The organism is Aquitalea sp. S1-19 (genome assembly GCF_024343515.1).
The window spans coordinates 1-24,807 of record NZ_RJTZ01000047.1; the positions used below are offsets into that span (position 1 = coordinate 1).

General features: G+C 62.2%; 20 protein-coding genes and 1 pseudogene. 11 read left to right on the forward strand and 10 right to left on the reverse strand.

The annotated features are described in order from the left end of the window. Nucleotides 1-269: hypothetical protein (locus EGI20_RS08780; RefSeq protein ID WP_498631157.1), on the forward strand; the 269-nt coding region annotated here is incomplete at its 5' end. Between the two features lie 11 nt (nucleotides 270-280). Next, nucleotides 281-478 (forward strand): hypothetical protein, encoded by a 198-nt coding sequence (locus tag EGI20_RS08785; RefSeq protein ID WP_498631158.1) that lies wholly within the window; start codon nucleotides 281-283, stop codon nucleotides 476-478. On the opposite strand, the gene EGI20_RS08790 is transcribed toward EGI20_RS08785, so the two are convergent. The 4 genes from EGI20_RS08790 to katG all read right to left on the reverse strand — a co-directional run bounded on the left by EGI20_RS08790 (nucleotide 475) and on the right by katG (nucleotide 6,236). After that, a complete protein-coding gene (locus tag EGI20_RS08790) occupies nucleotides 475-867 on the reverse strand; it encodes a hypothetical protein (RefSeq protein WP_498631159.1) in 393 nt (130 codons plus the stop codon). The genes EGI20_RS08785 and EGI20_RS08790 overlap by 4 nt on opposite strands. Further along, the gene (locus tag EGI20_RS08795) at nucleotides 864-2,342 is read right to left on the reverse strand and encodes a hypothetical protein (protein ID WP_498631160.1); all 1,479 of its coding nucleotides are present in this window, start codon (nucleotides 2,340-2,342) and stop codon (nucleotides 864-866) included. Before EGI20_RS08795 ends, EGI20_RS08790 begins: the two co-directional genes overlap by 4 nt. Then, nucleotides 2,342-3,808: a hypothetical protein gene (locus tag EGI20_RS08800; protein WP_498631161.1), complete on the reverse strand. Its 1,467-nt coding sequence runs from the start codon at nucleotides 3,806-3,808 to the stop codon at nucleotides 2,342-2,344. The genes EGI20_RS08795 and EGI20_RS08800 overlap by 1 nt, the downstream gene beginning before the upstream one ends. A gap of 262 nt (nucleotides 3,809-4,070) precedes the next feature. Further along, the gene (katG, locus tag EGI20_RS08805) at nucleotides 4,071-6,236 is read right to left on the reverse strand and encodes a catalase/peroxidase HPI (protein WP_498631162.1); all 2,166 of its coding nucleotides are present in this window, start codon (nucleotides 6,234-6,236) and stop codon (nucleotides 4,071-4,073) included. Between the two features lie 276 nt (nucleotides 6,237-6,512). On the opposite strand from katG, the gene EGI20_RS08810 reads away from it, so the two are divergent. Continuing rightward, on the forward strand, nucleotides 6,513-7,007 hold the full coding sequence (locus EGI20_RS08810; RefSeq protein ID WP_498631163.1) for a prolyl-tRNA synthetase associated domain-containing protein: 495 nt from the start codon (nucleotides 6,513-6,515) through the stop codon (nucleotides 7,005-7,007). A 395-nt stretch (nucleotides 7,008-7,402) separates the two neighbouring features. Here EGI20_RS08810 and EGI20_RS08815 read toward each other — a convergent pair whose 3' ends face one another. Next, the gene (locus EGI20_RS08815) at nucleotides 7,403-8,881 is read right to left on the reverse strand and encodes a basic amino acid/polyamine antiporter (protein WP_498631164.1); all 1,479 of its coding nucleotides are present in this window, start codon (nucleotides 8,879-8,881) and stop codon (nucleotides 7,403-7,405) included. 84 nt (nucleotides 8,882-8,965) lie between these two features. Then, nucleotides 8,966-11,353 (reverse strand): Orn/Lys/Arg family decarboxylase, encoded by a 2,388-nt coding sequence (locus EGI20_RS08820; protein ID WP_498631165.1) that lies wholly within the window; start codon nucleotides 11,351-11,353, stop codon nucleotides 8,966-8,968. A gap of 401 nt (nucleotides 11,354-11,754) precedes the next feature. Here EGI20_RS08820 and EGI20_RS08825 point away from each other — a divergent pair, with 401 nt between their 5' ends. Further along, nucleotides 11,755-13,098, forward strand: coding sequence for a dicarboxylate/amino acid:cation symporter (locus tag EGI20_RS08825; protein WP_498631166.1), 1,344 nt, complete (start codon nucleotides 11,755-11,757; stop codon nucleotides 13,096-13,098). A gap of 141 nt (nucleotides 13,099-13,239) precedes the next feature. Here EGI20_RS08825 and eutC read toward each other — a convergent pair whose 3' ends face one another. From eutC to eat, 3 genes are read right to left on the reverse strand one after another with little or no spacing between them, the layout of a single operon-like run. Continuing rightward, the gene (gene eutC, locus EGI20_RS08830) at nucleotides 13,240-14,073 is read right to left on the reverse strand and encodes an ethanolamine ammonia-lyase subunit EutC (protein WP_498631167.1); all 834 of its coding nucleotides are present in this window, start codon (nucleotides 14,071-14,073) and stop codon (nucleotides 13,240-13,242) included. Further along, the gene (locus EGI20_RS08835; RefSeq protein ID WP_498631168.1) at nucleotides 14,070-15,446 is read right to left on the reverse strand and encodes an ethanolamine ammonia-lyase subunit EutB; all 1,377 of its coding nucleotides are present in this window, start codon (nucleotides 15,444-15,446) and stop codon (nucleotides 14,070-14,072) included. Before EGI20_RS08835 ends, eutC begins: the two co-directional genes overlap by 4 nt. Nucleotides 15,447-15,456: 10 nt before the next feature. Further along, nucleotides 15,457-16,875 (reverse strand): ethanolamine permease, encoded by a 1,419-nt coding sequence (gene eat, locus EGI20_RS08840; protein ID WP_498631169.1) that lies wholly within the window; start codon nucleotides 16,873-16,875, stop codon nucleotides 15,457-15,459. Between the two features lie 348 nt (nucleotides 16,876-17,223). On the opposite strand from eat, the gene EGI20_RS08845 reads away from it, so the two are divergent. After that, nucleotides 17,224-18,183: a helix-turn-helix domain-containing protein gene (locus tag EGI20_RS08845; RefSeq protein WP_498631170.1), complete on the forward strand. Its 960-nt coding sequence runs from the start codon at nucleotides 17,224-17,226 to the stop codon at nucleotides 18,181-18,183. 246 nt (nucleotides 18,184-18,429) lie between these two features. On the opposite strand, the gene EGI20_RS08850 is transcribed toward EGI20_RS08845, so the two are convergent. Then, entirely contained in the window at nucleotides 18,430-19,095 is a 666-nt protein-coding gene (locus EGI20_RS08850) for a UPF0149 family protein (RefSeq protein ID WP_498631171.1), read from the reverse strand. 236 nt (nucleotides 19,096-19,331) lie between these two features. Here EGI20_RS08850 and EGI20_RS08855 point away from each other — a divergent pair, with 236 nt between their 5' ends. From EGI20_RS08855 to EGI20_RS08880, 6 genes and pseudogenes are all read left to right on the forward strand, one after another. Then, complete coding sequence (locus EGI20_RS08855; RefSeq protein WP_124734292.1) at nucleotides 19,332-19,706, forward strand: MerR family transcriptional regulator; 375 nt, start codon at nucleotides 19,332-19,334, stop codon at nucleotides 19,704-19,706. Nucleotides 19,707-19,815: 109 nt separating this feature from the next. Beyond that, the gene (locus EGI20_RS08860; protein ID WP_498631172.1) at nucleotides 19,816-20,985 is read left to right on the forward strand and encodes an isovaleryl-CoA dehydrogenase; all 1,170 of its coding nucleotides are present in this window, start codon (nucleotides 19,816-19,818) and stop codon (nucleotides 20,983-20,985) included. A gap of 91 nt (nucleotides 20,986-21,076) precedes the next feature. Then, on the forward strand, nucleotides 21,077-22,669 hold the full coding sequence (locus tag EGI20_RS08865; protein WP_498631173.1) for a carboxyl transferase domain-containing protein: 1,593 nt from the start codon (nucleotides 21,077-21,079) through the stop codon (nucleotides 22,667-22,669). A gap of 8 nt (nucleotides 22,670-22,677) precedes the next feature. After that, a complete protein-coding gene (locus EGI20_RS08870; protein WP_498631174.1) occupies nucleotides 22,678-23,475 on the forward strand; it encodes an enoyl-CoA hydratase/isomerase family protein in 798 nt (265 codons plus the stop codon). Further along, a pseudogene (locus EGI20_RS08875) lies at nucleotides 23,475-23,540 on the forward strand (biotin carboxylase N-terminal domain-containing protein); the annotation flags it as partial. The gene EGI20_RS08870 and the pseudogene EGI20_RS08875, both read left to right, overlap by 1 nt. A 17-nt stretch (nucleotides 23,541-23,557) precedes the next feature. Next, a partial coding sequence (locus EGI20_RS08880) for an ATP-binding protein (protein WP_498631175.1) occupies nucleotides 23,558-24,807 on the forward strand: 1,250 nt, incomplete at its 3' end.

A 24,807-nucleotide genomic window follows, 5' to 3' on the forward strand; every position in this document is an offset into this window, starting at 1 on the left:
ACATAGACCGCGGCGAGCCTTCGCTGGTACAGTCGGGATTCGAGCTTTACACCGGCCGCCGCTACCGTGTCGCCGTCAATGTGTGCCGCAAGCAGATGACCGCGTGGGTAGACGGCCAGCCCTTGCTGCGCCACAGCGACCCCATGCTTGCCGGCGGCGTGCTGGGCCTGCGCGCCAACGGCAGCGTCAATTTCTCCAAGGTGCGGGTCAAGGCACTGGACAGCGTCGACTGCCCGCGCGATTTTGCCGCCAGCGAACCGCGTGGGTAGACGGCCAGCCCTTGCTGCGCCACAGCGACCCCATGCTTGCCGGCGGCGTGCTGGGCCTGCGCGCCAACGGCAGCGTCAATTTCTCCAAGGTGCGGGTCAAGGCACTGGACAGCGTCGACTGCCCGCGCGATTTTGCCGCCAGCGACTTCATGCGCCACGCCCAGGGCATGCCGCCGCCCGCCCCTCTGCCGTTCTGCTTTAGCTGCTAGTCACCCAGCCGGCGCACCGGCAGCAGCGCCTTGCCTGCCCAGAACGCCCACTCGGCCAGCCCGGCGCCGGGCAAGCCCGTCCACGCAAACGCGCGACTGCGGGCAAACAGACCGTAGCCGGCAACCTCGAGCCCGCAGCGCGGCAGCAGGCCAAGCTCGGAACGGTACAGGCCTTGCAATGCACGGGTGCGCTGGGGAACCCAGCGGCCACCGGGCAGGCCGATCTCGACGCGGTACGCCGTCTGCCCGTCCTTGCTGTCTGCCAGCACGCGCATCGGCTGCGCAGCTTCGTTCGGCCACAGTATCTCGAAGCGCCCGGCCAGCCCCGGGCAATCCGTCGCGCCGGCCAAGCCGGCGCACAAGCTAAGTGCCAACGCTAAACGTCTCATTGCCCGTCATCCTCCAGACCGGTGCGGTACACGCAGTAGCCCTCCAGCCCGCCCAGCGCCAGCGTTTTGGCGTCGGCGCTAAGCCTGAGCGCAAGCTCGCTGTAATGGCCGCCCGCGCTCGGGCACTTCGCAAGCGTGCCTTCACGGCCGCTTTGCAGATCCCGCCACGATGGATGGCGGCTATCGAAACCCTCACCATCCGGCCACAGATAGTAGCGGCCAGTACGCGAAAATGCGCCCAGATTGTGCAGCCCGCGCGGTGGCTCGAATTTCTTGCCGCTACGGCGCAGCACCACCTGCCCGCCCTCGCCGGCAAGCTGCAACGCACGCCCGTCCGCCGATGCGCGCACCGAGAACACCTGCCCCAGCGCTTGCCCTGCGAGCCTCTCGGCAGCGATGGTCTCGTCGCCGTGCGCGAGCCTCAGCTGCCACGCCTCGTTTTGCCACACCCGCCACGCCGTCAGCGCGCCCTCGCGCGCGAACAAGACCGGGCGCACGTCGGCAAGCTGCTCTGTCGCCGGCTCGCCCACGCGCCACCGCGCGATACCGGCGCTCACCGTCTCGCTCGCCTCCTTGCCAAGCCCGGCAAGCGCAAGCAGTTGATCGCTAAACGCAGCAAAGCGCGCCGTATCCTGTGCACTGGCTTCATCCAGATGCAGTGCACGCGCGCTTTGCCGGTAGCCGCCATCCGCCTGCCACCACCAGCCGCGATAGCTGCCGGTATCCGACGGATTGCCCGTGGCGGGGCGCACATAGTAGTAGCCGACCGCCGTCTTCATGTCGGCGCTGACCGCCAGCGTCTCGCCCCACTCGCCCTCTGCCGGGCCTTGCAGCGTGCGCGACAGCGCGCGCCGCGCCAGCGCCGCCTCGCTTGGCCGCCGGGTGGATGCGAACAGCCGCGTGCCGTCGGCCGAGATCGCAAACGGCAGCCACAAGGGTTCGGGCAGCAGGCGATAGCCTTGAGTCGCCTGCCACACAAAGCCCTGCGGCACCGCGTCGGCCGATGTCTGCAACCAGCCAACCACCGTATTGCCATCGGCGCTGGCATCGATCACGCCGCTGAATGCGGCCGCAGCCTTGGGCAGCAGCCGCTCGCGCTTGCCATCACGGCCGATACGCCACGCATCCAGCCCCCCGTCTTGCCCGGCACCGAGCAAAGCGACGCGACCATCGCGACTCAGCCGCGCACGCTGCACATAATCAAAACCGGTCAGCGGCCTCAGCCGCCCGCCCACTTCCAACACCGGCGCGCCCGCGCGCAGCGGCTCAGGGCGAAAGTCCTCATCGCCCAATAGCTCGGGCAGGTTCTTGAGCCGGGCAAGCAGCGCAGCCGGTGGTGGCGCAGCCGGCGACAAGGCCAGCCGGGTACTGCCATCAGCCGACTGCTCGACTAATTGCACGCCGGTCTGCAGCCGTGGTGCCGCAGCCTGGGCTGCACCCGCCAGCAGCAACAGGGGAATCATCCAGGCGCGCATCACCACTCCTTGAACAGGCAGAAGGAATCGGGATGGCTGACGGCCAGCGTGTTGCCGTCCGCCGACAGGAACACCAGACCGTAACTCGAGCTGCCGGAACGGCAGCTACGCGCATCGACGCGCGCGCCGTCCCAGCGCAACACCGGGCGCACGCCGGCGGGATCGTTGACATAGATGCCGGCGACGGTGCGGCCATCGGCGGAAAATGCAGCCGGCTGCGCGCGCGTGGCGGCAACAGTTGGCGCCAGCGCCTGGCCATCCAGCAACTGCACGCTGCGCCCGGCTTCGTCGCGCAGCCACATGCGCCGTCCGTCGACGCTGATCGCCCGCAGCGCCAGTTCCCCCTGCAAGTCTGCAGGCAGCAACGGCGCCAGCGCACGCTCGCCGTGGGCGCCGATTTCGGCCAGCGCACCGCTGCCATCGCGCACGATAAAGGTCTTGCCATCGCGCGACATCGCCTCGAGTTCGGCATTTTCTTTCAGCGCCTGTACCTTGCCGTCCTGCCATAGCCAGGCGTGCTTGCGCAGCGCACCCAGCCGGTTGGCGTCGCCCAGCGCATACGCCTTGAGCACGGCGCGCTCGACAGCGGACGCTTCAGGTGCGCCGACCTTGGCATCAAACATCGGCGGCTTGGGCGACTCGACAAAGCCCGCGTCGCGGTCCCACAAGAAACCCTGCCACAATGGCTTGTCGGCGCGTTTGACATAGCCCGCCAGGCGCTGGCCATCGTCGCTGGTGCCCACCAGCGCCCAGTCGGCAATCGCCTTGTTACCGCCTAGCGGATCTTCACTGGCAAACTGCTCCACCAGCGCATTCTGACGCAACTGGCCCAGCGTACCGGCAAGACCGGTACCGGCCAGCGTGCGGCCATCGGCACTGAGCGCACGCGGCAGACTGAGCGTCGCATCCAGCACGGTTAGCCCCTCACCTTGGTGCCAGACAAAACCCTGCGGCAAACTATGGCGATCGCGCAGCAGCCAGCCGGCGACCACTTGGCCATCGCCGCTGATCGCGCTGACACCAGAGAGCCAGGCGCTGCCGTCCGGCACCAGCGCTTCAGGCTGGCTACCCGCCTGCCAGCGCAGGGCGCGCAGCGTGCCTGCGCTGCCGGCGGCAAACGCCAGCGTGCGCCCGTCGGCCGAGAAGCGGGCTGACAACGGTGTGAAATAGCTGTCGGCGGGCAGGCCGGCGCTGCTCTCGCGCTCTCCCGTACGCAGCGCCAGGCCACCGGCCGGGCTCAGCGTCGCCAACTCGTCGTAGCCCAGCCTGAGCGCAAGCTCTGGCACCAGCTCGCCGCCAGCGTCGCTGAGCCGGCTGGCCGGTGAGCGCACCAGCTGCGCACTGCCATCAGCGGATAGCGCATCCAGGGTACGGTCGGTCAGCTGGATATAAGAAGGCGCCGGCGCGGCGAGGAGCGGCGGTGCAGCACAGACAAGGCCCAAGGCCAAGATCAGGGATTTTTTCATGACAAGGTCGCGCAAAAACAAAACAAGAGATTTTACTCGCATAAGCGCTACCAGACGACCCGCCCAGCCATCACGCCGTCGCAAGACCGCCATGATCAAGCCCCATGCACTTAACGCCAAGTGCACGACGCGAGCGCACCACCGCCAGGCGGAAGCGGCAAGCTAAACAAAGTCCAAAACCGGTCAGCGCCAAGGCAGATCCAATAAAAAACCGGCAAGGCTTTGCGCCTTGCCGGTTACCGTTTGAAACCACCTCTCGCAGCTAGGCCTTCAAGTCGAAGCGGTCGGCATTCATCACCTTGACCCAGGCGGCGACAAAGTCACGGACGAACTTTTCCTGGTTATCGTCCTGCGCATAAACCTCGGCATAGGCACGCAGGATGGAGTTGGAACCCAACACCAGATCAACCCGGCTTGCCGTCCACTTGACCGCGCCGCTGGCGCGATCGCGCAGCGTGTACAAGCCGTCGTCAGCCGGATGCCAGCTATAGGCCATATCGGTCAGGCCGACGAAAAAGTCGGTAGTCAGTGCGCCCACGCGGTCGGTAAAAACGCCGTGGCTGCTATTGCCGTAGTTGGCACCCAGTACGCGCAAGCCGCCGACCAGCACCGTCATTTCCGGCGCTGTCAGCCCCATTAGCTGGGTGCGCTCGAGCAGCAACTCTTCGGCGCTGACTGCGTAGTCCTGCTTCAGCCAATTGCGATAGCCGTCATGCAAGGGCTCCAGCACTGCAAATGACTCGATATCGGTCATGTCCTGACTGGCATCGCCTCTGCCGGCGGCAAACGGCACCTCAATCGCAAAACCGGCTGCGCGTGCCGCCTGCTCAACGCCGACATTGCCCGCCAGCACGATGACGTCGGCCACGCTGGCACCGCTTTGGGCGGCGATAGGCTCAAGCAGTGCCAGCACACGAGCCAGCCGCTCGGGCTCGTTACCCGCCCAGTCTTTTTGCGGCAATAGCCGGATGCGGCCACCGTTGGCGCCGCCGCGCTTGTCCGAACCACGGAAAGTGCGTGCGCTGTCCCACGCGGTGCTCACCAGATCGGCAACCGACAGGCCGCTGGCGGCGATTCGGGCTTTGACAGCGGCGATATCGTAAGCGGTCGGACCGGCGGGGGACGGATCTTGCCAGATCAGGTTTTCTGCCGGCACATCGGGGCCGATGTAGCGGGTTTTTGGCCCCAGATCGCGATGGGTAAGCTTGAACCAGGCACGGGCAAACACTTCCGAAAAGTAGGTGTGATCTTGATAAAAACGCTCGGCAATCACGCGATAGGCCGGGTCCATCTTCATGGCCATGTCGGCGTCGGTCATGATCGGGTTGTAGCGGATACTGGCGTCCTCGACATCGACCGGCTTGTCTTCTTCCTTGATATTGACCGGCTCCCATTGATGCGCGCCGGCCGGGCTCTTTTTCTGCTCCCATTCGTAGTTCAGCAAGAGATGGAAGTAGCCGTTGTCCCAGCGTGTTGGATGCGTGGTCCACGCACCTTCAAGGCCGCTGGAGACGGTGTCGCGGCCGATGCCGCGCTTAGTTTTGTTGATCCAGCCCAAGCCCTGATCTTCCGGCAGCGCACCTTCCGGTGCAGGCCCGAGCAGGCCGGCGTCGCCGTTGCCATGGCATTTGCCCACCGTGTGGCCACCGGCGGTCAGCGCCACCGTTTCTTCGTCATTCATCGCCATGCGGGCAAAGGTGACGCGTACGTCTTGTGCGGTTCTAAGCGGGTCCGGCTGGCCGCCGACGCCCTCCGGGTTCACATAGATCAAGCCCATCTGCACGGCAGCCAGCGGGTTTTCCAGCGAGTCACGCTTGTCATCCTGATAGCGGGTGGCGCCCAGCCACTCTTTCTCCGAGCCCCAGTAAACGTCCTGTTCCGGATGCCAGATGTCCTCGCGCCCAAAGGAGAAGCCATAGGTTTTAAGCCCCATTGATTCGTAGGCCATGTTGCCGGCCAGTACGATCAGGTCGGCCCAGCTAAGATGGTTGCCGTATTTCTTTTTGATCGGCCACAGCAGGCGGCGCGCCTTGTCCAAGTTGACGTTGTCCGGCCATGAATTCAGCGGGGCAAAACGCTGGTTGCCATGCCCCGCGCCACCGCGCCCGTCCGCCGTGCGGTAGGTGCCCGCAGAGTGCCAGGCCATGCGTATCATCAGGCCGCCGTAGTGACCCCAGTCGGCCGGCCACCAGGGCTGACTCTGGGTCATGAAGTCTTTGAGGTCTTGCTTCAGCGCCTGTACATCGAGCTTTTTGACTTCTTCCCGGTAGTTGAAGCCAGCGTCCATGGGGTTGGTCTTGCTGTCATGCTGGTGAAGAATGTCGAGATTGAGTGCATGTGGCCACCAATTCATATTCGTGCTGCCAACCTCGGTATTGGCACCATGCAATACCGGGCACTTGCCCGCACTTCCCTGTTTGCTTTGCATACATCCAGCTCCTTGTTTGATGCGTGAATGACTTCATGAAAACGACAGCAAAAAACCAGCTCATGGCAAAGTGCACACCCAAAGCGCCATGCCGGTTACCCAGTCAGTCTATGCGATGATTTTTTGTTTGCCATACACCGGCCCTACACCAAAGACGCGCAAGGCTCGCCCGGCAGGCGCTCAAGGTGGACTCTTTGCCTTGCGGCTGGCCGATACATGAATACAGACACAAATACGCCATTGACAAACTTAGCGAGCGGTATTTATCTTTAACGCATGACTGATACCCTCGCCGCCTTTCTAGACCAGCACGCGCTTATCCATCAGCGTTTCGAACACCCGCCGGTATTCACTTGCGAAGAAGCGTCGCGACTGTGCCCGGCCATGCCCGGCGCCGAAACCAAGAATCTGTTTTTATGTGACAACAAAGGCAAGCGCCATTTTCTGGTGTCAATGCCGGCCGAAAACAGCGTCGACTTAAAAGCGCTGGCATCCATGCTGGAGGTCAAAAGCCTGCGTATGGCCTCCCCCGAACGCCTGTTGCGCTATCTGGGGCTGACCCCGGGTGCCGTGACCCTGTTGGCCGCCTTCAACGATGCCGAACACGCCGTCGAAGTGGTGATTGATCAGGTGCTATGGGCGGCGGACGCGGTGTTGTCGCACCCGCTGGTCAATACCGCCACCTTGTCCTTGCCGCATGACTCGCTCGCGCGTTTCCTCGCGCTCACCGGTCACACGCCGCGCATCATCGACGTTCCGCAGCCCGGCTAAAGCACGCGCCGTTTGCGGCTAGCAACCGGCGGGCCAAGTTGTGCAGTGTGATTCCGGCGATGCGGCCTGTTTTTACTATTGCGCACCGCACCAATACATTGGTATAACTCTCGTCCCGACGGACTACCGCCGGATGCCGCACTGCGGCCCCACCGGGAACAAGAGAAGATCGTGGAGACGACCGCGCCGGACAATCCGGCATCCCGTCCATAGCCTCGCAGCCGGCGACAAGACCTGCGCGGGCAAACCGAAAGAAGACCATGGTTACCCAACGTGATATCGACGACTGGGCCGAGCTCGACGTAGCTTGATCCAAAAAGGGAAACGGCATCTTTGCCGTTTCCCTTTTTAACTGCACTGCCATGGCGAACGCCACCCAAGCTGGGCAACCCGCTTTATACCTTGATCACGCCCGCCAGATACAAAGCGACGACGGCAACATCCAGCCCGATCAGCAGCAGCAAATATATCTTTTCCCGCCCCTGAAAAACCGGAGCCGAAGGCGCCTGCTCTTTGCGCGACCAGATATAGACCGGCAGCCCGACCGTCAGCAGCAACGGAATCATGGCCACATATTGCAGCCCCCCCGCATAGAACATGAACAGGCAGAACACAAAGCCGATTGCACCGCTGGCCGTAGCCAGACGCAGCCCCTTATCGCTGCCCACATACTTCTGGTAATCCCCGTTTCTGCACATTTTGAACAGGAACAAGGTTGCGGCCAGATAGGCTGGCAAAACCATGACCGTGGTAATGCTCAGCATGGTGTTCCAGGCATTGTTGGAGAAGTACACCAGCAACATTGCCGCCTGCATGATGAAGCTGCTGACCCACAACGATACCGATGCGGACGCATTCTTGTTGGTCCTGGCAAAGGCTTTGGGGAAGGTGCCATTCACGCCGGCTGCCCACGGTATTTCGGCACACAACATCGTCCATGCCAGCCATCCGGCCAATACCGAGACAATCAGGCCGACATTCATCAGCCATGCCCCCCAGTCACCGACCACCATCTGCAAAACCCCGGCAGTCGACGGGTTGGCGACACTCTTGAGCAGCGATTGCGGCGCAATACCGAACGGCAACACCGATAGCAAGACATACACCAGCAGGGCAACCACGAAACCGATCAGCGTGGCCTTGCCCACATCCGATTTGTTCTTGGCCCGCCCAGACAACACCACGGCCCCCTCTACCCCGATAAAAGCCCATAACGCCACAATCATCGGCGACATCACCTGCGAAGTGATCGAGCCTAAATCCTGACTGGTTTTTGCCGCCGCATGTCCCCAGAAGTCGCTGACCAGCATGTGCGGGTTCATGGCAAAACCGGCGATCACGATGAATAAAACCAGAGGCACCAGTTTGGCTACCGTCCCGATGGTGTTCACGATGCCCGAGACCTTCATGCCCGACAGCACCAGAAAGTTGTATGCCCAGATCAGGATGGAGCCGAAGATGATCGAATTCAGATTGTTCCCGCCGGTGAACACGCCGGGGAAAAAGTAGTTGAATGCATCCATCAGAATGACGGCAAAAGCGACATTGCCAAAGGCCGCCATCAGCCAATAACCCCAGGCTGAGATAAAGCCGACAAAAGGACCAAACCCTTCGCGCGCATACATATAGATACCGGCTTGCAGATCGGGGCGTGCATCCGCCAGCATACGAAACGCGTTGGCAATGAAAAACACCCCGACCCCGGTAATCAGCCAGGCAACAATCACCGGCCCGATAGCCGAAGCCTGGGCCATATTCTGTGGCAGGCTGTACACGCCACCACCCAGCATCGACCCGACCACCACCGCAATCAGGGCAAAAAAGCCCAATTTCCCTTGCGTACTTTCTCCGCCCGCAGCGTTCTGGCTAGACATGAGTTGAACTCCAATTGATGGATTCAGATTCCGGATAAAGCTCAGGCTGCGCCGCAGCCCAAGCTCTCCACAGGACAAGCCGACCTAGTGACGACCCTTTTTGACTGCGCTGGAGCGTGTTTGCGTCAGATTTACGCCGGTAAAACGCTTCGCTTCGCGCCCATCCTCGACTAGTGCACGCACCCAGAAATTGCCCTGCTCGTCGACGCTGACACCGTGCACCTCATGCTCGAAGCCCGGAAACGCCCGGTCAAAGACCTGCAATGCAGTCAGATAGGACACGATAGGATTGTCGCCAGCCGGAACCCGCTCACCCGGCATCAGCAACGGAATTCCTGGTGGGTAGGGAACCAGCATGCTGGCTGCGATCCGTCCGGCAAAGTCTTCGACTTTCACGGGCTCAGCCTGATAGCGGACGACTTGCTGGAATGCCGCCGCCGGTGTCAGTATCGGTTGTGGCGCCACGCTGACCGCCGCATCCAGCTGCTGCAACAGCGACAGTTCAGTCATTTTTCCATGCATCGTGTCGCACAGCGTTTTGAGAGACATTTCGGCATAGACGGCATGTGCTTGTGCCAGTTCGGGAATCGCCTCGGCAACGCTCGCGCCTTCGTCGTACAGGCGCTTGAACTCCAGCAAGGTCTCCAGCAACGCACCCCACTTGCCCTTGGTCGTGCCGACCGAGAATAGAATCAGCAACGTGTAGTCGCCGGTGCGGGCGATTTCTGTCCTGCGGCTATCCAGGAATTTGGTCAGGACATAACCGGGAATCCCCCGAGCCTCGACCGTGCCGTCTGCGCGTATGCCCGGACATGTGATGGTCACCTTGACCGGGTCCAGCATGCAGTCGGTGCCGGCAATATCTTCGCTGGCAAAACCATGCCAGTCTTCATCCGCCCCCAATTGCCAGCAGGATGGTTCGCTCCCCAGCAGGCCCGCCGGCGCCTCTTCGAAGCGATAGCGCACTTGCGTTTGCGGGTCCGTGACTTCGCGCGGCTGCAAGACATCGAAGAACCAGCTGTCTGCCCCCTCTTCTTCTTCGAATTTGCGCTTGATCGCAACCACGGCCTTACGGAAGGCAACCGCGTCATCGATGGCTTCTTGCAGCAGCGACTCGCCAGAAGCGCCCTCCATCATGGACACGGCCACATCAATCGAGGCGATGATCGGATAAAAAGGCGAGGTCGTGCCATGCATCATGAAAGCATCGTTAAAGTCCTGAAAACTCAAGGGTGCGCGCGGACTGGTCTTTACATGGATCATCGAAGCCATGGACAGCGCCGGCAGCATCTTGTGTGTCGACTGCACGGCAAAGAGTGTGGGTGCATCCGGCTGATCCGATGCCGCGCCCATGGCAAAGCGGTGACGGTACACAGGGTGGAACTTGGCATACGCATACCACGCTTCATCGAAATGGATGCGCGGCACACTCTGGCCTAGCTGGCGAACCACATCATCCACGTTGTAACAGAAGCCGTCGTAAGTACAGTTGGTCACTACAGCATAACTTGGCGCGGCGCTTGCCGCCCCTTGCGAGAACGCACTGGCCTGAATCAGCTGCTCAACGCTTTTTTTGCCCAGTCTCTCCGTCGGAATCGGGCCGATCAGTCCCCACGCATTACGCGTAGGCTGCAGATAGACAGGGCGGGCATGCGAGAGCGTCAGGCCGTGGTTAAGCGATTTGTGACAGTTGCGATCGACCAGACAGATTTCATCGGCCCCGATCGCGCCTTGCGCAACGATCCGGTTGGAAGCCGAAGAGCCGCCGACACAGTAAAACGTCCACTCGGCGCCAAACGCCTTGGCTGCACGGGCTTCGGACGCTTTTGGCGGCCCGGCGTGCTCGAGATAATCCCCCATTTCGCTGGTCGCCACGCCGATATCGGCCCGCAACATGTTTTCACCGAAAAAGCTTAGAAACTCTGCGCCAACCGGATGTTTCTTGTACGCCATCCCGCCCATATGACCGGGACAATCCCAATAATAATCACCGCTCTCGGTAAATTCTTTGAGCGCCTTAAAATAAACCGGCAACAAATTTTTGTTATATTGCCCTACTGCTGTTTTTATTCGCTCCGAAATAAAGCTCGGCGTTTCCGAATAAATATGGACATACTCCCGAATTTCTTTCAGTACATCAAGTGGCAATATGGAAAAAACATGATTGCTATCCGACAGCAAGAAAATAGGCAAATCGGCATTGCGTTCGCGAACCATACCAACCATCTCGCCTATATGCGCCAAGCCGGCAGATGCATCCCCCGCAGCATCGACATACACACCTATCGCACCTAAATCCATGCTTTCCTTAAGAAAAATCTCGGAATCCTGCACCGTACAGGCATACTCGGTCTCGAATCCTTGCTGCAGCAGCGCGCCGACGATTCGGCCCACTGCCTGCGCAGCAGGCGTATCTTTACCGGACAAGACTCCATTTAAAACCAGCAGTATTTTCTTGTTTGTTGACATCATTCTTTTCCCAATCAGTTTCAATTGGACAGAAAGGTTTTGCCAAAACCATCCTGCCTGTGAAACAGGCATAGGCACCACTAGCCTGAAACTCATACACCAACGACGCCCAAGCCATTTACCAAACGACAACCATACTTTAGCAGCCAAAAAACGGAATTCCATTTGCAGACGTGAAAGATTGCCTATTGCGGAAATAACAAATGATTTTAACTACTGAATTCCACCGGTTCTGGCAGCGTTTTTTTGGTGCGCATTCTCTTGTTTTCGCCAGCCACTTCGCGATGACAATTGCGGCTTTCCCTAATGGGGAAAGCCGCAATTACCCAGCGACGGTCCGACAGCTAGCATGCGTTCACGACTTAAAAACCGTGTCGTCAGAATTGCTAACAGGAAGCTACGTCATGCCTCAGAAACCGCTCTACACCCGTTTGTATTTCCAGGTGCTGCTCGCCATCGCGCTCGGGGTTGCGCTGGGTGCCTTCATGCCGGAAATGGGCGCCAAAATGAAGCCGCTGGGTGATGCCTTTATCAAGCTGATCAAGATGATGATCGCCCCCATCATCTTCACCACCGTCGTCGTCGGCATCGCCAAGATGGGCGACATGAAGGAAGTTGGGCGGGTCGGCATGAAGTCGCTGCTCTACTTCGAAGTGGTCACCACGCTGGCACTGGTGATCGGTCTGGTGGTGGTCAATGTGCTGAAGCCTGGCGCCGGCCTCAATGTCGACCCGGCCACGCTGGACGCCTCTTCCATCTCCAAGTACACCGATGGTGCCAAGGAGATGAGCACTATCGATTTTCTGATGCACATCATTCCGGACACGGTAGTCGGCGCCTTTGCAGGTGGCGAGATCCTGCAGGTGCTGCTGTTTTCGGTCTTGCTGGGTCTGGCGCTGACCCGTCTGGGCGACAAGGGCAAGCCGCTGGTTTCCATTCTTGACGAGTTCTCGCACGCCCTGTTCGGCATCATCGGCATGCTGATGAAACTGGCTCCGATCGGTGCCTTCGGCGCGATGGCGTTCACCATCGGCAAATACGGTATCGGCTCGCTCAAGCAGCTGGGTTTCCTGATGCTGTGCGTCTACATCACCTGCTTCGCCTTCGTGTTCGTGGTACTGGGCACTATCGCCAAGCTGCACGGCTTCAGCCTGATCAAGTTCCTCGCCTACATCAAGGAAGAACTGATCCTGGTGCTGGGCACCTCGTCGAGCGAAACCGCACTGCCGCGCATGATGAGCAAGCTGGAAAACCTGGGCTGCTCCAAGCCGGTGGTCGGCATGGTGATTCCGACCGGCTATTCGTTCAATCTGGACGGCACCTCGATCTACCTGACCATGGCGGCCATCTTTATCGCGCAGGCCACCAATGTCGAACTGACGCTGGCCGAAGAACTGGGCATTCTGGGCGTGCTGCTCTTGACCTCCAAGGGCGCGGCAGCGGTCACCGGCGGCGGCTTTATCACGCTGGCTGCAACGCTGGCCACCCTGGGCGGCAAGCTGCCGGTGGAAGGTCTGGCGCTGCTGATCGGTGTGGACCGCTTTATGTCCGAAGCACGTGCCATTACCAACCTGATCGGCAATGGCGTGGCAACCGTAGTGATCGCCAAGTGGGAAAATGCGCTGGATGTTGCACGCATGCACCGCGTACTGAACGGCGAGACCGAACTGGAAGCGGACGAACCAGAAGTGGTGGCCGATGCGGAACTGGAAACCCTGACGCTGACACCCGCCCACGAGACACGCTAAGCGCAGAGCTCGCAGGCAAAAAAGCCCGACGGATCATCCGCCGGGCTTTTTACATTCGGGCACTTAAATCTGGACACTGCCTTGAAAAACGGATGAGAAAACCAAGCCGTCTTGATATGGCAAAATTCCACACCCGAAACGCTAGCTGATAACAGGCTTGCCCACACCTTGCTGCACGCCGACGACCGCCTGCAGCGCAAGATAGCCCGCCTCGGCGGCGCTGCCGTCCTTGAGCGCCACCCCGCTGCCATCGCGGCGCGCGGCACGCAGCAACCACATCAGCTTGTACGCGGCCAGCGGGTAGCCCAGCCCGGCCGGCCGGATATTGGAGATGCAGTTACGCGCCGCGTCGCTCAGTCCGACCCGGGGCGCTGCGGTCAGATAGACGCCGAGGCTGTCGGGCGAACTCAGCCCCGGACGCTCGCCGATCAGCATCACCAGCATGCGCGCACCAAGCACGGCACCGACCTCGTCCCCCAGCGCCACCCGTGCCTGCGACGCCAGCACCAGCGGCCCCAGTGACCAGCCCTCGCGGCGCAAGGCAGGCAACAACGCCTCAAGCAGGCGTGGTGCATGACTGGCAACGGCACGCGCCGACAAGCCGTCGCCCAGCACAAACACCAGATCGCAACCCCCGGCAGGCGCCGCGGCATGCAGCGCCGTGCGCGCATCCGCTGCCAGCTTGCGCCCAAGATCCGGGCGTTGCAGATAGCAGGCGCGGTCGGGTGCCGCACTGTGCACCTGCAGCAGCGGCAAGCCGAGCCCGGCCAGCTCGCGCGCGAGTGCCGGCATGTCCAGCTCGCCATGCACCGCGTCGCGCGCGCGCGCATGATCAAGCGCAAAAGCCAGCGTCTGCCGCGTCGGCAGGCTGACGCCGCTGCGCCCCAGCGCGATGCGCGCCACCGTATGCTGGCGCTCGGCCGACCAGGCATCCTCGGCTACCGCCGTACAAAGTCGCAAAATGTCCTGTTTCATGCGGCCTCCGCCAGACGCAACAACGTACTGCCGGCGCCCGGCAACAGGCGCTGCCCGTCGCTCAGCGCCATCGACTGCAGCCAGTCCTCGAACTCGGGCGCACGGCGCAGACCCAGAACCTCGCGCAGGTACAGTGCGTCGTGAAACGACGTGCTCTGGTAGCCCAGCATGATGTCGTCCGCCCCCGGCACGCCGATGATGAAGTTCACGCCGGCGACGCCGAGCAGGGTCAACAGCGTGTCCATATCATTCTGGTCGGCCTCGGCGTGGTTGGTGTAGCAGATATCGCAGCCCATGGGCAGGCCGAGCAGCTTGCCGCAGCAATGATCCTCCAGCGCGGCACGGATGATCTCGCGCCCGTCGTACAGGTACTCCGGGCCGATAAAGCCGACCACGGTATTGACCAGCAAGGGGCGGAAGTGGCGCGCCACCGCATAGGCGCGCACCTCGCAAGTCTGCTGGTCGACGCCGTGATGCGCGCCGGCGGAGAGCGCGCTGCCCTGCCCGGTTTCAAAATACATCAGGTTGTCGCCCACGCTGCCCCGCCCCAGCGCCAGCGCGGCCTCGTGCGCTTCGCCCAGCATGGCCAGGTTGATGCCAAAGCCGGCGTTGGCCGCCTCGGTTCCGGCCACCGACTGGAATACCAGGTCGACCGGGCAGCCGCGCCGGATCAGCTCCAGCGTGGTGGTGACGTGGGTCAGCACACAGCTTTGCATCGGGATGGCGTAGCGTTGGCGCACGCCATCGAGCAAATGCAGCAGACGGGCAATATCGTCCGGGCTGTCGGAGGCCGGATTGATGCCGACAACGGCGTCGCCGGCCCCGTACATCAGCCCGTCCAGCAGCGCGGCAGCGATGCCGCGCGCGTCGTCGGTCGGGTGGTTGGGCTGCAACCTCACCCCCATGCGACCGGGCAAGCCCTGGGTATTGCGAAACCGGGTCACCACCTGGCACTTGCGCGCGACCAGCACCAGATCCTGGTTGCGCATCAGCTTGCTCACCGCCGCGACCATTTCCGGCGTCAAGCCGGGGGCCACCGCCGCCAGCGTCGCGCTGTCGGCCTGGCCGGACAACAGCCAGTCGCGAAAATCGCCGACCGTCAGGTGCGCCAGCGGCGCAAACGCCTGCGCATCATGGCTGTCCACGATCAGGCGCGACACCTCGTCCGTTTCATACGGCACCACCAGTTCGGACAAGAAGTGCCTCAGCGGCAATTCCGCCAGCGCCATCTGCGCCGCCACCCGCTCCTCGGCGCTGGCGGCCACCAGGCCGGCCAGGCGGTCGCCGGCACGTGACGGCGTCGCCTTCGCCAGCAAGGTCTTGAGATCGGCAAAGCGGTAGCGGCGGCTTCCCAGTGTCGTCACATGCACCATGGCTCTCTCCTTACTCGGTGCGCACGGACAAGGCTGGCGCCTCAGCCGGCGCTGCCGCCCCATGCAGCATCGGGTCATGCGCCGCCGCTGCGCGGTGGTGCGCGGTCAGATAGTAGTAAGCGGTCGCCAGCGCGAGCGATGCGACAAAGAACACCGCCAGCTGCGTGTTGTACCAGACCATGGACGCCAGACACACCAGGGCTAGGCATAAGGCCAGCGCCGGCAGCAGCGGGTAGCCCGGTGCACGGAACGGGCGCACGAGTGCCGGCTCGAGCTTACGCAGACGGAACAGGGAGAGCATCGACACGATATACATCACGATGGCGCCAAACACCGACAGGGTGACGATATTGGCCGTCAGCGGCAGCCCGCCGATCTGGATCAGGTTGTCACTGAAAATGGCGGCCATGCCGATGACGCCACCGGCGAGAATCGCGCGGTGCGGGGTCTTGAAGCGCGGGTGGACGACAGCCAAGAAGGGCGGCAGGTAACCGGCGCGCGACAGCGCGTAGATCTGGCGCGAATAGCCCATGATGATGCCGTGAAAGGATGCCACCAGCCCGAACAGGCCCAGCCACACCAGCATATGCAGCCAGCCGCTCTCGCTGCCGACAATCATCTTCATCGCCTGCGGCAGCGGATCGTTGATATTGGCCAGCTGCGTCCAGTCGCCGGCGCCACCTGCCATCACCATCACGCCCAGCGCCAGCACGGTCAGCGTCAGGATGCCACCGATATACGCGCGCGGGATGGTGCGGCTGGGATCCTTGGCTTCTTCCGCCGCCATCGCTGCGCCTTCGATCGCGAGAAAGAACCAGATCGCGAACGGAATCGCGGCAAACATGCCGCCAATGGCTGCCGGGCTGAAGGCATCGGCACCGGCCCAGCCGCCGCGGGTGAAGTTGCCCCAGTCAAAACCGGGCGCCACCACCCCCATAAACACCAGCAACTCGAAAATCGCCAGCAATGTCACGCACAGCTCGAAGGTCGCCGCGATGCCGACACCGACAATATTCAGCGCCATAAACAGCAGATACGCCCCGACGGCGATCCACTTCGCGTCCAATGCCGGAAACTGCACATTCAGGTAGGCACCGATTGCCAGCGCGATCGCCGGCGGTGCGAACACGAACTCGCACAGCGTGGCAAAACCGGCAACCAGCCCGCCAAACGGACCGAAGGCGCGGCGCGCGTAGGCAAAAGGCCCGCCGGCATGCGGAATCGCCGTCGTCAGTTCGGTAAAGCTGAAAATAAACGCGCTGTACATCAGGGCGACAAACAGCGCGGTCAGCATAAAGCCCATTGTGCCGGCCTGCGCCCAGCCGTAACTCCAGCCGAAATATTCCCCCGAGATCACCAGCCCGACCGCGATGCCCCATAGCTGCCAGCCATCCAGGCGTTTGGCCAGCCCCGTTGTTGTTGTGCTCATGCTTTGCTCCCTTGTCCGGTATCGCCCGCCCGGCAAACGCCTAGCGGTATAACCGTGATGCTAGGGAGATGCTGCCGCCAACGGTTAGCGCAAACCGGAAAATCCGCTCAGCCAAAGCAGCTACCAACGGGCCGCGCACTGGGAAGCTGCCATGCAGCCCACGCAGGCTGGGCCCAGCATGCACAAAAAGCGCGCGACATGGACGACCGCCCTGCACCAGCAGGGTAAACACCGGCGTCAGCGCGGCCGCTTTTAGCCCCAAAACAGCGCATTTGCCGGTTTCAGACAGCGTGCGGCCATGGCACGGTGTTTGCGTTGTGCAACGCAATACCTATCCACGGAGGCCGCATGACAACAGCGCACAGCCCCTTGAGCTTCAGTACCCGCATCGCGCACGATGCCGACCTGCACGCCAGCTTTATCAGCGGCTGGCAGCAAGACTATGCCCAGTTATCCTGTGGCCGCTATTTCGGCCGGCTGGATGAAGTGTGTACCGGACGCGTACAGCTATTCTGCGAATACGCCAGCTGCGAGACCTGGCAACAGTGCAGGCCGGCCCCCGGCCGGATCTGGTTCGGCCTGCCGGCGCCTAGCAGCGGCGCGAGCTTGCGCTTTGCCGGACAGGAAGTCGCGCCCGACAGCGTGCTGATCTGCCCCGGCGGCGACGAATTTTTCCTGCGCACGCCACCAGCGTTCACCATCGGTGGCATGGTGGTCGAACAAGACCTGCTGGAGGCGTGCTGCCTCGCGCGTTACGGCCACGCGCTGCCGCCGCTGTGGCGACAAAGCGGCAGCCTGACGCTGACGCCGATGGCCTGGCACCAGCTCGAGCAGAGTCTGGCACGCTATCTGGAGGCTGCCCGCAGCCAACCGGAACAGCTGCTCAGCGACAAGTGGCAGTGGCAGCTGGCCGATATCCTGCTGCAGGCGCTGGCGACAGGCGCGCACGCGCCGGCGAGACGACGCAGCCATCTGGGCTGGGTCGAACAAACCTGCCGCTGGGCCAGGGTGCCGGATGCGCCGGTGGCCAGTGTCGACAGCCTGTGCCAGCGCCTGCATGTCACCCGGCGCACGCTGCAAAACGGCTTTCACCAGGCCGCAGCGATCAGCCCGCTGGGTATGCTGCGCGCACTGCGCCTGGGCGAGGTACGCCGCGCCTTGTCGTCAACGCAGCATGCAGGCCAGAGCATCCAGGATCTGGCACTGGCCTGGGGTTTCGGCAGCGCCAGCCAGTTCAGCCAGGACTACCGGCGCCAGTTCGGCGAGACACCAAGCCAAACCCGGCAAGCGATGAGGCAGGACAAATAGCAAGCAAACGCGGGTGCACTACCGGCGAAAATCGGCATCACCATCTAAGCCACCGCCAAAGCCTGTAGTGAACGCAGAAAAACCATGGAGATGGAACCCCGTCGCACTCGGTATCGACCGTTTTATGTCCGAAACGCGCAAACGCTGGAACTGATAGCCGCCCACCAGGGGCGCCAAGCGCAGGCCACCGCAACAAAAAAGCCCGACGGATCATCCGTCGGGCTTTTTGCATGCTGGCGCGAAAACTCAGGCCTTGCCGCAGCAGGCCTTGTATTTCTTGCCGCTACCACACGGGCACAGATCGTTACGGCCTACCTTGTCGCCCTCGCGGCGCACTGTCGACGGAGCCTGTTCCTTGGCGCGCCAGTAGGCGTACACTGCCAGCACGGCATCTTCGACTTCGTCCTTGAAGTTTTCCAGCTCGGCATCGGTAAAGGTGATCAGGTCTTCGCCGTCTTCCTGCTCGAAAATGCCACCCAAAGCCATCACCGGATACAGCAGATCTTCAAAGCCTTCGTCGTCGGCCGCTTCGAACCAGTCGGTAGCAACCACATCCAGCGCATACAGATAGGCATTGCACCATGGCCAGTAATCGGCCTCATCGCTGTCTTCCTCGGAAAACAGGATCATTTCCGGCATGTCGCCGTTAGAGAGCGCGTCTTCGGTGTTCTGGTACAGACGGGTCAGCAAGGCGCGGGCTTCTGCCTCGTCCTCTGTGCTTGCAAACGCCGGTGCATCGCCCAGCGCTTCATTCAGCAGCTCGTCCATGGACATGCGGTCCGGACCGCTGACGACCGCGCAGAAAAACCCCTGCACTTCATCGGTACGCATGGTCGAACCATCGGCAGACAGGGGGGACAGCAGGGTTTCCAGGCGGGCAAGGTCGGTGTCGGTGAAGGCTTGGGCAGTCATGATCTGTTCCTTTAAAAATTTTATTGCGGCTATTGTACCCTTTGGCGCGATTTACGGGCGACGCAGATCACATCGCCATCACCCTGTCTCTTCGCTCCACCATAGCCGATGCGCGTCATGGCGCATGGCCAGAATCGCATCTGGCCGCTTCGCCACCCGCGCAAGACAGGTGCACTGCGCTGGCTGCGCCTCCCGCATTAACATAATATGGCGCGATAAAAACAGGGGCCTGCCAAATGCAAGAGCATTTCACCATCTCCGAGCTCGCGCACGAGTTCGATATTACGCTACGCACACTGCGCTTTTATGAAGAGCAGGGACTGATAGAACCCGAGCGCAAGGGGCGCAACCGGCTGTTCTCCAAGCGCGACCGTGCCCGCATCAAGCTGATCCTCAGGGGGCGGCGCATCGGCCTGTCGCTGACCGATATCCGCGAAATCATCGCGCTTTACGACCAGCGCGAAGAGGCCAGCCAGGCGGCCAAGCTGCTGGATCTGCTGCTGGAGCGCCGTCGCCAGCTGGAGGCTCAGCGCCAGGATCTGGATGCCATCCTGGCCGAAATCGACACACTGGAAGCCCACTGCCGCAGCATCAGCGCCAAGCCTGACTAACCGCCATGTAACACCGATGCCACAGACCTCTGCTTTTTGCATGCATCTTGATTGACGTTTACGTTAACGTAACTCATGATCAGGTAAAACAAGGAAGAGGAGAAACATCATGACGGCACACAGCGATTTTATTCTTGATGAAACCTGCCGCGCGCTGCGCGAAGCGGTACGCGAGTTTGCCAGCCGCGAAATTGCCCCGCACGCCGCCGCGATAGACCGCGACAACCTGTTTCCGGCCGGGCTATGGCTTAAGCTGGGCGAAATGGGGCTGCTTGGCATCACCGCCGAAGAAGAATATGGCGGCGCAGGCCTGGGCTATCTTGCCCATATGGTCGCCATGGAGGAAATTTCCCGTGCCTCGGCCTCGGTTGGCCTCTCCTATGGCGCGCACTCCAATTTGTGCGTCAACCAGATCAGCCGCAACGGCAACGCGCAGCAAAAACAGCGCTATCTGCCCGGTCTGATTGCCGGCACGCACATCGGCGCGCTGGCCATGTCCGAACCCAATGCCGGCTCGGACGTCGTCAGCATGAAGCTGTCCGCCAGCCGTCATGGCGACAGCTTCACGCTCAACGGCAGCAAGATGTGGATTACCAACGGCGGCGACGCCGATGTGCTGGTGGTCTACGCCAAAACCGACCCGGCTGCCGGCGCGCGCGGCATCACGGCTTTTATTGTCGAAAAAGGCATGGCAGGCTTCAGCCACGGCCCCAAGCTCGACAAGCTGGGCATGCGCGGCTCCAACACCTATCCGCTCTATTTCGATAACTGCGAAGTGCCGGCTGCCAATGTACTGGGGGAAATCGGCGGCGGCGTGAATGTATTGATGAGCGGTCTTGATTACGAGCGCGCCGTGCTGTCCGCCGGCCCCTTGGGCATTATGCAAGCCTGCATGGATCTGACCCTGCCCTATCTGGGAGAGCGCCAGCAATTCGGCCAGGCGATCGGCGACTTCCAGCTGATGCAGGGCAAGCTGGCCGATATGTATGTCCAGCTCTCGGCCAGCCGCGCCTATATCTACAGCGTCGGCGCAGCACTGGACGCGGGCGCCAGCGGACGCAGCGTACGCAAGGACGCGGCCGGCGTCATTTTGTATGCCGCTGAAAACGCCACGAAAATGGCGCTGGACACCATCCAGTGCCTGGGCGGCGTCGGCTACACCAACGAGCTGCCGGCCGGCCGCCTGTTGCGCGATGCCAAGCTGTACGAAATCGGGGCCGGTACCAGCGAGATCCGCCGCTGGCTGATCGGGCGCGAACTGATAGCCGAGCAGCGCTAATCAGGGAGTGGGGAGTTGGGAGTGGTGAGTCACCGCCCCTACTCCCCACTCCCTCCAACTACTCCCTACTCCCCATTCTCCACTCCCCATCATGCCCATACTCGAATCCTCTTTATTGGTACGTAGCGCCGCCTTTCTCGCCAATAGCGCACGCATGCGCGAACTGGTCGATGAGCTGACCGCACGCGTGGCGCAAAGCGCTGCCGGGGGGGGCGACACTGCACGCGCCAAACATACGGCGCGCGGCAAGCTGTTACCACGCGAGCGCATCGACCTGCTGCTCGACGCCGGCGCACCGTTTCTTGAGCTGTCGCAACTGGCCGCCTGCGGCATGTATGGCGACGAAGCACCCGGCGCCGGCATCATCACCGGCATCGGCCGCATTTCCGGCATCAACTGCGTCATCGTCGCCAACGACGCTACGGTCAAGGGTGGCACTTACTACCCGATGACGGTGAAAAAACATCTGCGCGCACAAGAAGTCGCCCGCGCCAACCGTCTGCCCTGTGTTTATCTGGTCGACTCCGGCGGCGCATTCCTGCCGCTGCAGGACGAAGTTTTTCCCGACAGGGAACACTTCGGCCGCATCTTTTTCAATCAGGCGCAGCTGTCTGCCGCCGGCGTGCCGCAGATCGCGGTGGTGATGGGCTCGTGTACCGCCGGTGGTGCTTATGTACCGGCCATGAGCGATGAAACCGTGATTGTGCGCAATCAGGGCACCATCTTTCTGGGCGGCCCGCCGCTGGTTAAAGCGGCGACCGGCGAGGTGGTCAGCGCCGAAGAACTGGGCGGCGGCGATGTGCATACCCGCGTCTCCGGTGTGGCCGACCATCTGGCCGAAAACGACGGTCATGCGCTGGCCATCGCGCGGCGCATCGTCAGCAATCTCAACTGGCCACAGCCGGCCGATCCTCTGCCCGCCCAGCCGCCACGCCATGCAGCAAGCGAGCTGTATGGCGTGATTCCGGCCGACAGCAAGCAGCCGTTCGATGTGCGCGAAATCATTCTGCGTCTGGTGGACGACTCGGCCTTCGATGAATTCAAGGCCAACTACGGCAATACGCTGGTCACCGGCTTTGCCCGCCTGAATGGCCACCAGATCGGCATTGTCGCCAATAACGGCATCCTGTTTTCCGAGTCGGCGCTCAAGGGCGCGCATTTTGTCGAGCTGTGCTGCCAGCGCAAGGTGCCGCTGCTGTTTTTGCAGAACATCACCGGCTTTATGGTCGGCAAGAAATACGAAAACGGCGGCATTGCCCGCGACGGCGCCAAGCTGGTGACGGCGGTGGCCTGCGCGGCGGTACCCAAGCTCACCGTGGTGATAGGCGGCAGTTTCGGTGCCGGCAATTACGGCATGTGCGGGCGCGCCTTCGACCCGCGCTTTTTGTGGATGTGGCCCAATGCGCGCATCTCGGTCATGGGCGGCGAGCAGGCTGCGTCGGTACTGGCCACCGTCAAGCGCGAGCAACTGGGCAATGACTGGAGCGCCGAGGCCGAAGAAAATTTCAAGACACCGGTACGCGAACAGTACGAGCGCCAGGGCCACCCGTACTACGCCAGTGCCCGGCTATGGGACGACGGCATTATCGACCCGGCACAGACCCGCGACGTACTGGCACTGGCGCTGGATGCCTGCCTGTCCACCCCGATTCCCGACACGCGTTTTGGCGTGTTCCGTATGTGAGGCCTGCCATGGACAGCACGATACTGGAGATCGAACACAGCGCGGCCATCGCCACCTTGTGGCTGAATCGCCCCGCGCTACACAATGCACTGAATGAAGCACTGATCGATGCGCTCACCCATGCCCTGAACGCTCTGGCAAGCGATGCCAGCGTGCGTGTCATTGTGCTGGCCGGGCGCGGCACAAGCTTTTGCGCCGGCGCCGATCTTGACTGGATGCGCCGTGCCGCCGGTTTTAGCGACGCGCAAAACCTGGCCGATGCACAAGCGCTGGCCACCTTGCTCAAGACCCTGTACCGCTGCCCCAAGCCGGTGATCGCGCGCGTGCATGGTGCGGCACTGGCCGGCGGCATGGGTCTGGTCGCCGCGTGCGACATCGCCATCGCCACGCCCGAGGCCCGCTTCGGCCTGTCCGAAGTACGACTGGGGCTGATTCCGGCCACCATCGCGCCTTATGTCAGCGAAGCCATCGGCTTGCGCGCCATGCGCCGCTACACCCTGTCGGCCGAACGCCTCCAGGCCGACACCGCCTGGCGCCTGGGCCTGATACACGAGATAGTCGCACCGGACATGCTGGACAGCAGCATCGCAGCGGTGGCCCAGCAACTGGCGCTGGGGGCGCCGGGCGCACTTGCCCAGAGCAAAAAGTTGCTGCGCGCAGTGGCCGATGGCTCAACCAGCGATGACGCACTTCTGGCCGAAACCGCTGCCCTGATTGCCCGCACCCGCGCCGGCAGCGAGGCGCTCGAGGGGCTCGCTGCCTTCTTCGATAAACGCCGCCCCGCCTGGCAAGAGGAGCAAGACTGATGCTGGCCAAGATTCTGATCGCCAACCGCGGCGAAATTGCCTGCCGCATTATCCGCAGCGCCCGCGCCATATCGAAATCCAGCTGTTTGCCGACAGCCATGGCCACGCGGTTTATCTGTACGAGCGCGACTGCTCGGCCCAGCGCCGCCACCAGAAAGTCATCGAAGAAGCGCCGGCGCCGAATCTGGCACCGGCCACGCGCCGTGCCATGGGCGAGGCGGCCTGTGCGGCAGCGCGCGCCGTGGGCTATGTCGGCGCCGGCACAGTCGAATTCATCATGGACAGCAGCGGCGTCTTCTACTTTATGGAGATGAATACCCGGCTACAGGTCGAGCATCCGGTCACCGAGATGATTACCGGGCAAGATCTGGTCGCATGGCAGATCCGCGTCGCCGCAGGCGAGCTACTACCGCTGGCGCAGCAGGACATTCCCTTATCCGGCCACGCCTTTGAAGCGCGCATTTACGCCGAAGATCCGGACAAGGGCTTTTTGCCTGCCACCGGCACGCTCACCCATCTGCGCCTGCCACAAACCAGCGCACGGGTACGCATAGACAGCGGCGTGATCGAGGGTGACAGCATTTCGCCATGGTACGACCCGATGATCGCCAAGCTGGTTGTCTGGGGCGAGACACGCGAGCTTGCCTTGCAAACATTGAAATCGGCACTGGCCCAGTGCGAGATCGCCGGCGTCGCTTGCAATACTGCTTTTCTGGCGCGCCTGGCGGCCCACCCCGACTTTGCCGCCGGTCACGTCGACACCGGCCTGATCGCCCGCGACGAAGCCGAACTGCTGCTGGGTGCAGCGGCCGCCGAGCCGTGGCAACTGGCGCTACTCTCGCTTGCCGAGGCGCTGGACGGCGGCAATGGCTGGCGCCTGAACGGGACGTTCAAACGCCGCTTCGAATGGCAGGTCGCAGAGTGCGTGCATACCGTCTTGCTGGAATACCGGCCGGACGGCTTGCGCATCACGCTGGCGAACGAGGTGTTCGATGCACGCATTCAGGCCTTAAGCGATGGTTTCAGCGCCTGGCTTAACGGCCAGCATTATCAGGCCCGCGTCATTCATCAGGGCCAGCAACGCATCCTGTTCAGTCGCGGCCACAGCCTGAGCGCACGGCTTGGCGACCCGTATGCCTATGCCAGTCGTGAAATCCATGGCCACGCCCAAATCAAGGCGCCCATGCCCGGACGCGTCGTCGCCCATCTGGCCGCAGTAGGCACGCAACTGGAAAAAGGCGAGCCGCTGATGATACTGGAGGCGATGAAGATGGAGCACACGCTTAAAGCGCCGGCCGCCGGCAAGGTGAATGCCTATCTGTTTTCCCCTGG

What these genes read in the sequence shown, in the direction of transcription:
- EGI20_RS08790 (WP_498631159.1), bottom strand. Translation starts at nt 867, where the DNA reads ATGAGACGTTTAGCGTTGGCACTTAGCTTGTGCGCCGGCTTGGCCGGC.
- EGI20_RS08795 (WP_498631160.1), bottom strand. Translation starts at nt 2,342, where the DNA reads ATGCGCGCCTGGATGATTCCCCTGTTGCTGCTGGCGGGTGCAGCCCAG.
- EGI20_RS08800 (WP_498631161.1), bottom strand. Translation starts at nt 3,808, where the DNA reads ATGAAAAAATCCCTGATCTTGGCCTTGGGCCTTGTCTGTGCTGCACCG.
- katG (WP_498631162.1), bottom strand. Translation starts at nt 6,236, where the DNA reads ATGCAAAGCAAACAGGGAAGTGCGGGCAAGTGCCCGGTATTGCATGGT.
- EGI20_RS08810 (WP_498631163.1), top strand. Translation starts at nt 6,513, where the DNA reads ATGACTGATACCCTCGCCGCCTTTCTAGACCAGCACGCGCTTATCCAT.
- EGI20_RS08815 (WP_498631164.1), bottom strand. Translation starts at nt 8,881, where the DNA reads ATGTCTAGCCAGAACGCTGCGGGCGGAGAAAGTACGCAAGGGAAATTG.
- EGI20_RS08820 (WP_498631165.1), bottom strand. Translation starts at nt 11,353, where the DNA reads ATGATGTCAACAAACAAGAAAATACTGCTGGTTTTAAATGGAGTCTTG.
- EGI20_RS08825 (WP_498631166.1), top strand. Translation starts at nt 11,755, where the DNA reads ATGCCTCAGAAACCGCTCTACACCCGTTTGTATTTCCAGGTGCTGCTC.
- eutC (WP_498631167.1), bottom strand. Translation starts at nt 14,073, where the DNA reads ATGAAACAGGACATTTTGCGACTTTGTACGGCGGTAGCCGAGGATGCC.
- EGI20_RS08835 (WP_498631168.1), bottom strand. Translation starts at nt 15,446, where the DNA reads ATGGTGCATGTGACGACACTGGGAAGCCGCCGCTACCGCTTTGCCGAT.
- eat (WP_498631169.1), bottom strand. Translation starts at nt 16,875, where the DNA reads ATGAGCACAACAACAACGGGGCTGGCCAAACGCCTGGATGGCTGGCAG.
- EGI20_RS08845 (WP_498631170.1), top strand. Translation starts at nt 17,224, where the DNA reads ATGACAACAGCGCACAGCCCCTTGAGCTTCAGTACCCGCATCGCGCAC.
- EGI20_RS08850 (WP_498631171.1), bottom strand. Translation starts at nt 19,095, where the DNA reads ATGACTGCCCAAGCCTTCACCGACACCGACCTTGCCCGCCTGGAAACC.
- EGI20_RS08855 (WP_124734292.1), top strand. Translation starts at nt 19,332, where the DNA reads ATGCAAGAGCATTTCACCATCTCCGAGCTCGCGCACGAGTTCGATATT.
- EGI20_RS08860 (WP_498631172.1), top strand. Translation starts at nt 19,816, where the DNA reads ATGACGGCACACAGCGATTTTATTCTTGATGAAACCTGCCGCGCGCTG.
- EGI20_RS08865 (WP_498631173.1), top strand. Translation starts at nt 21,077, where the DNA reads ATGCCCATACTCGAATCCTCTTTATTGGTACGTAGCGCCGCCTTTCTC.
- EGI20_RS08870 (WP_498631174.1), top strand. Translation starts at nt 22,678, where the DNA reads ATGGACAGCACGATACTGGAGATCGAACACAGCGCGGCCATCGCCACC.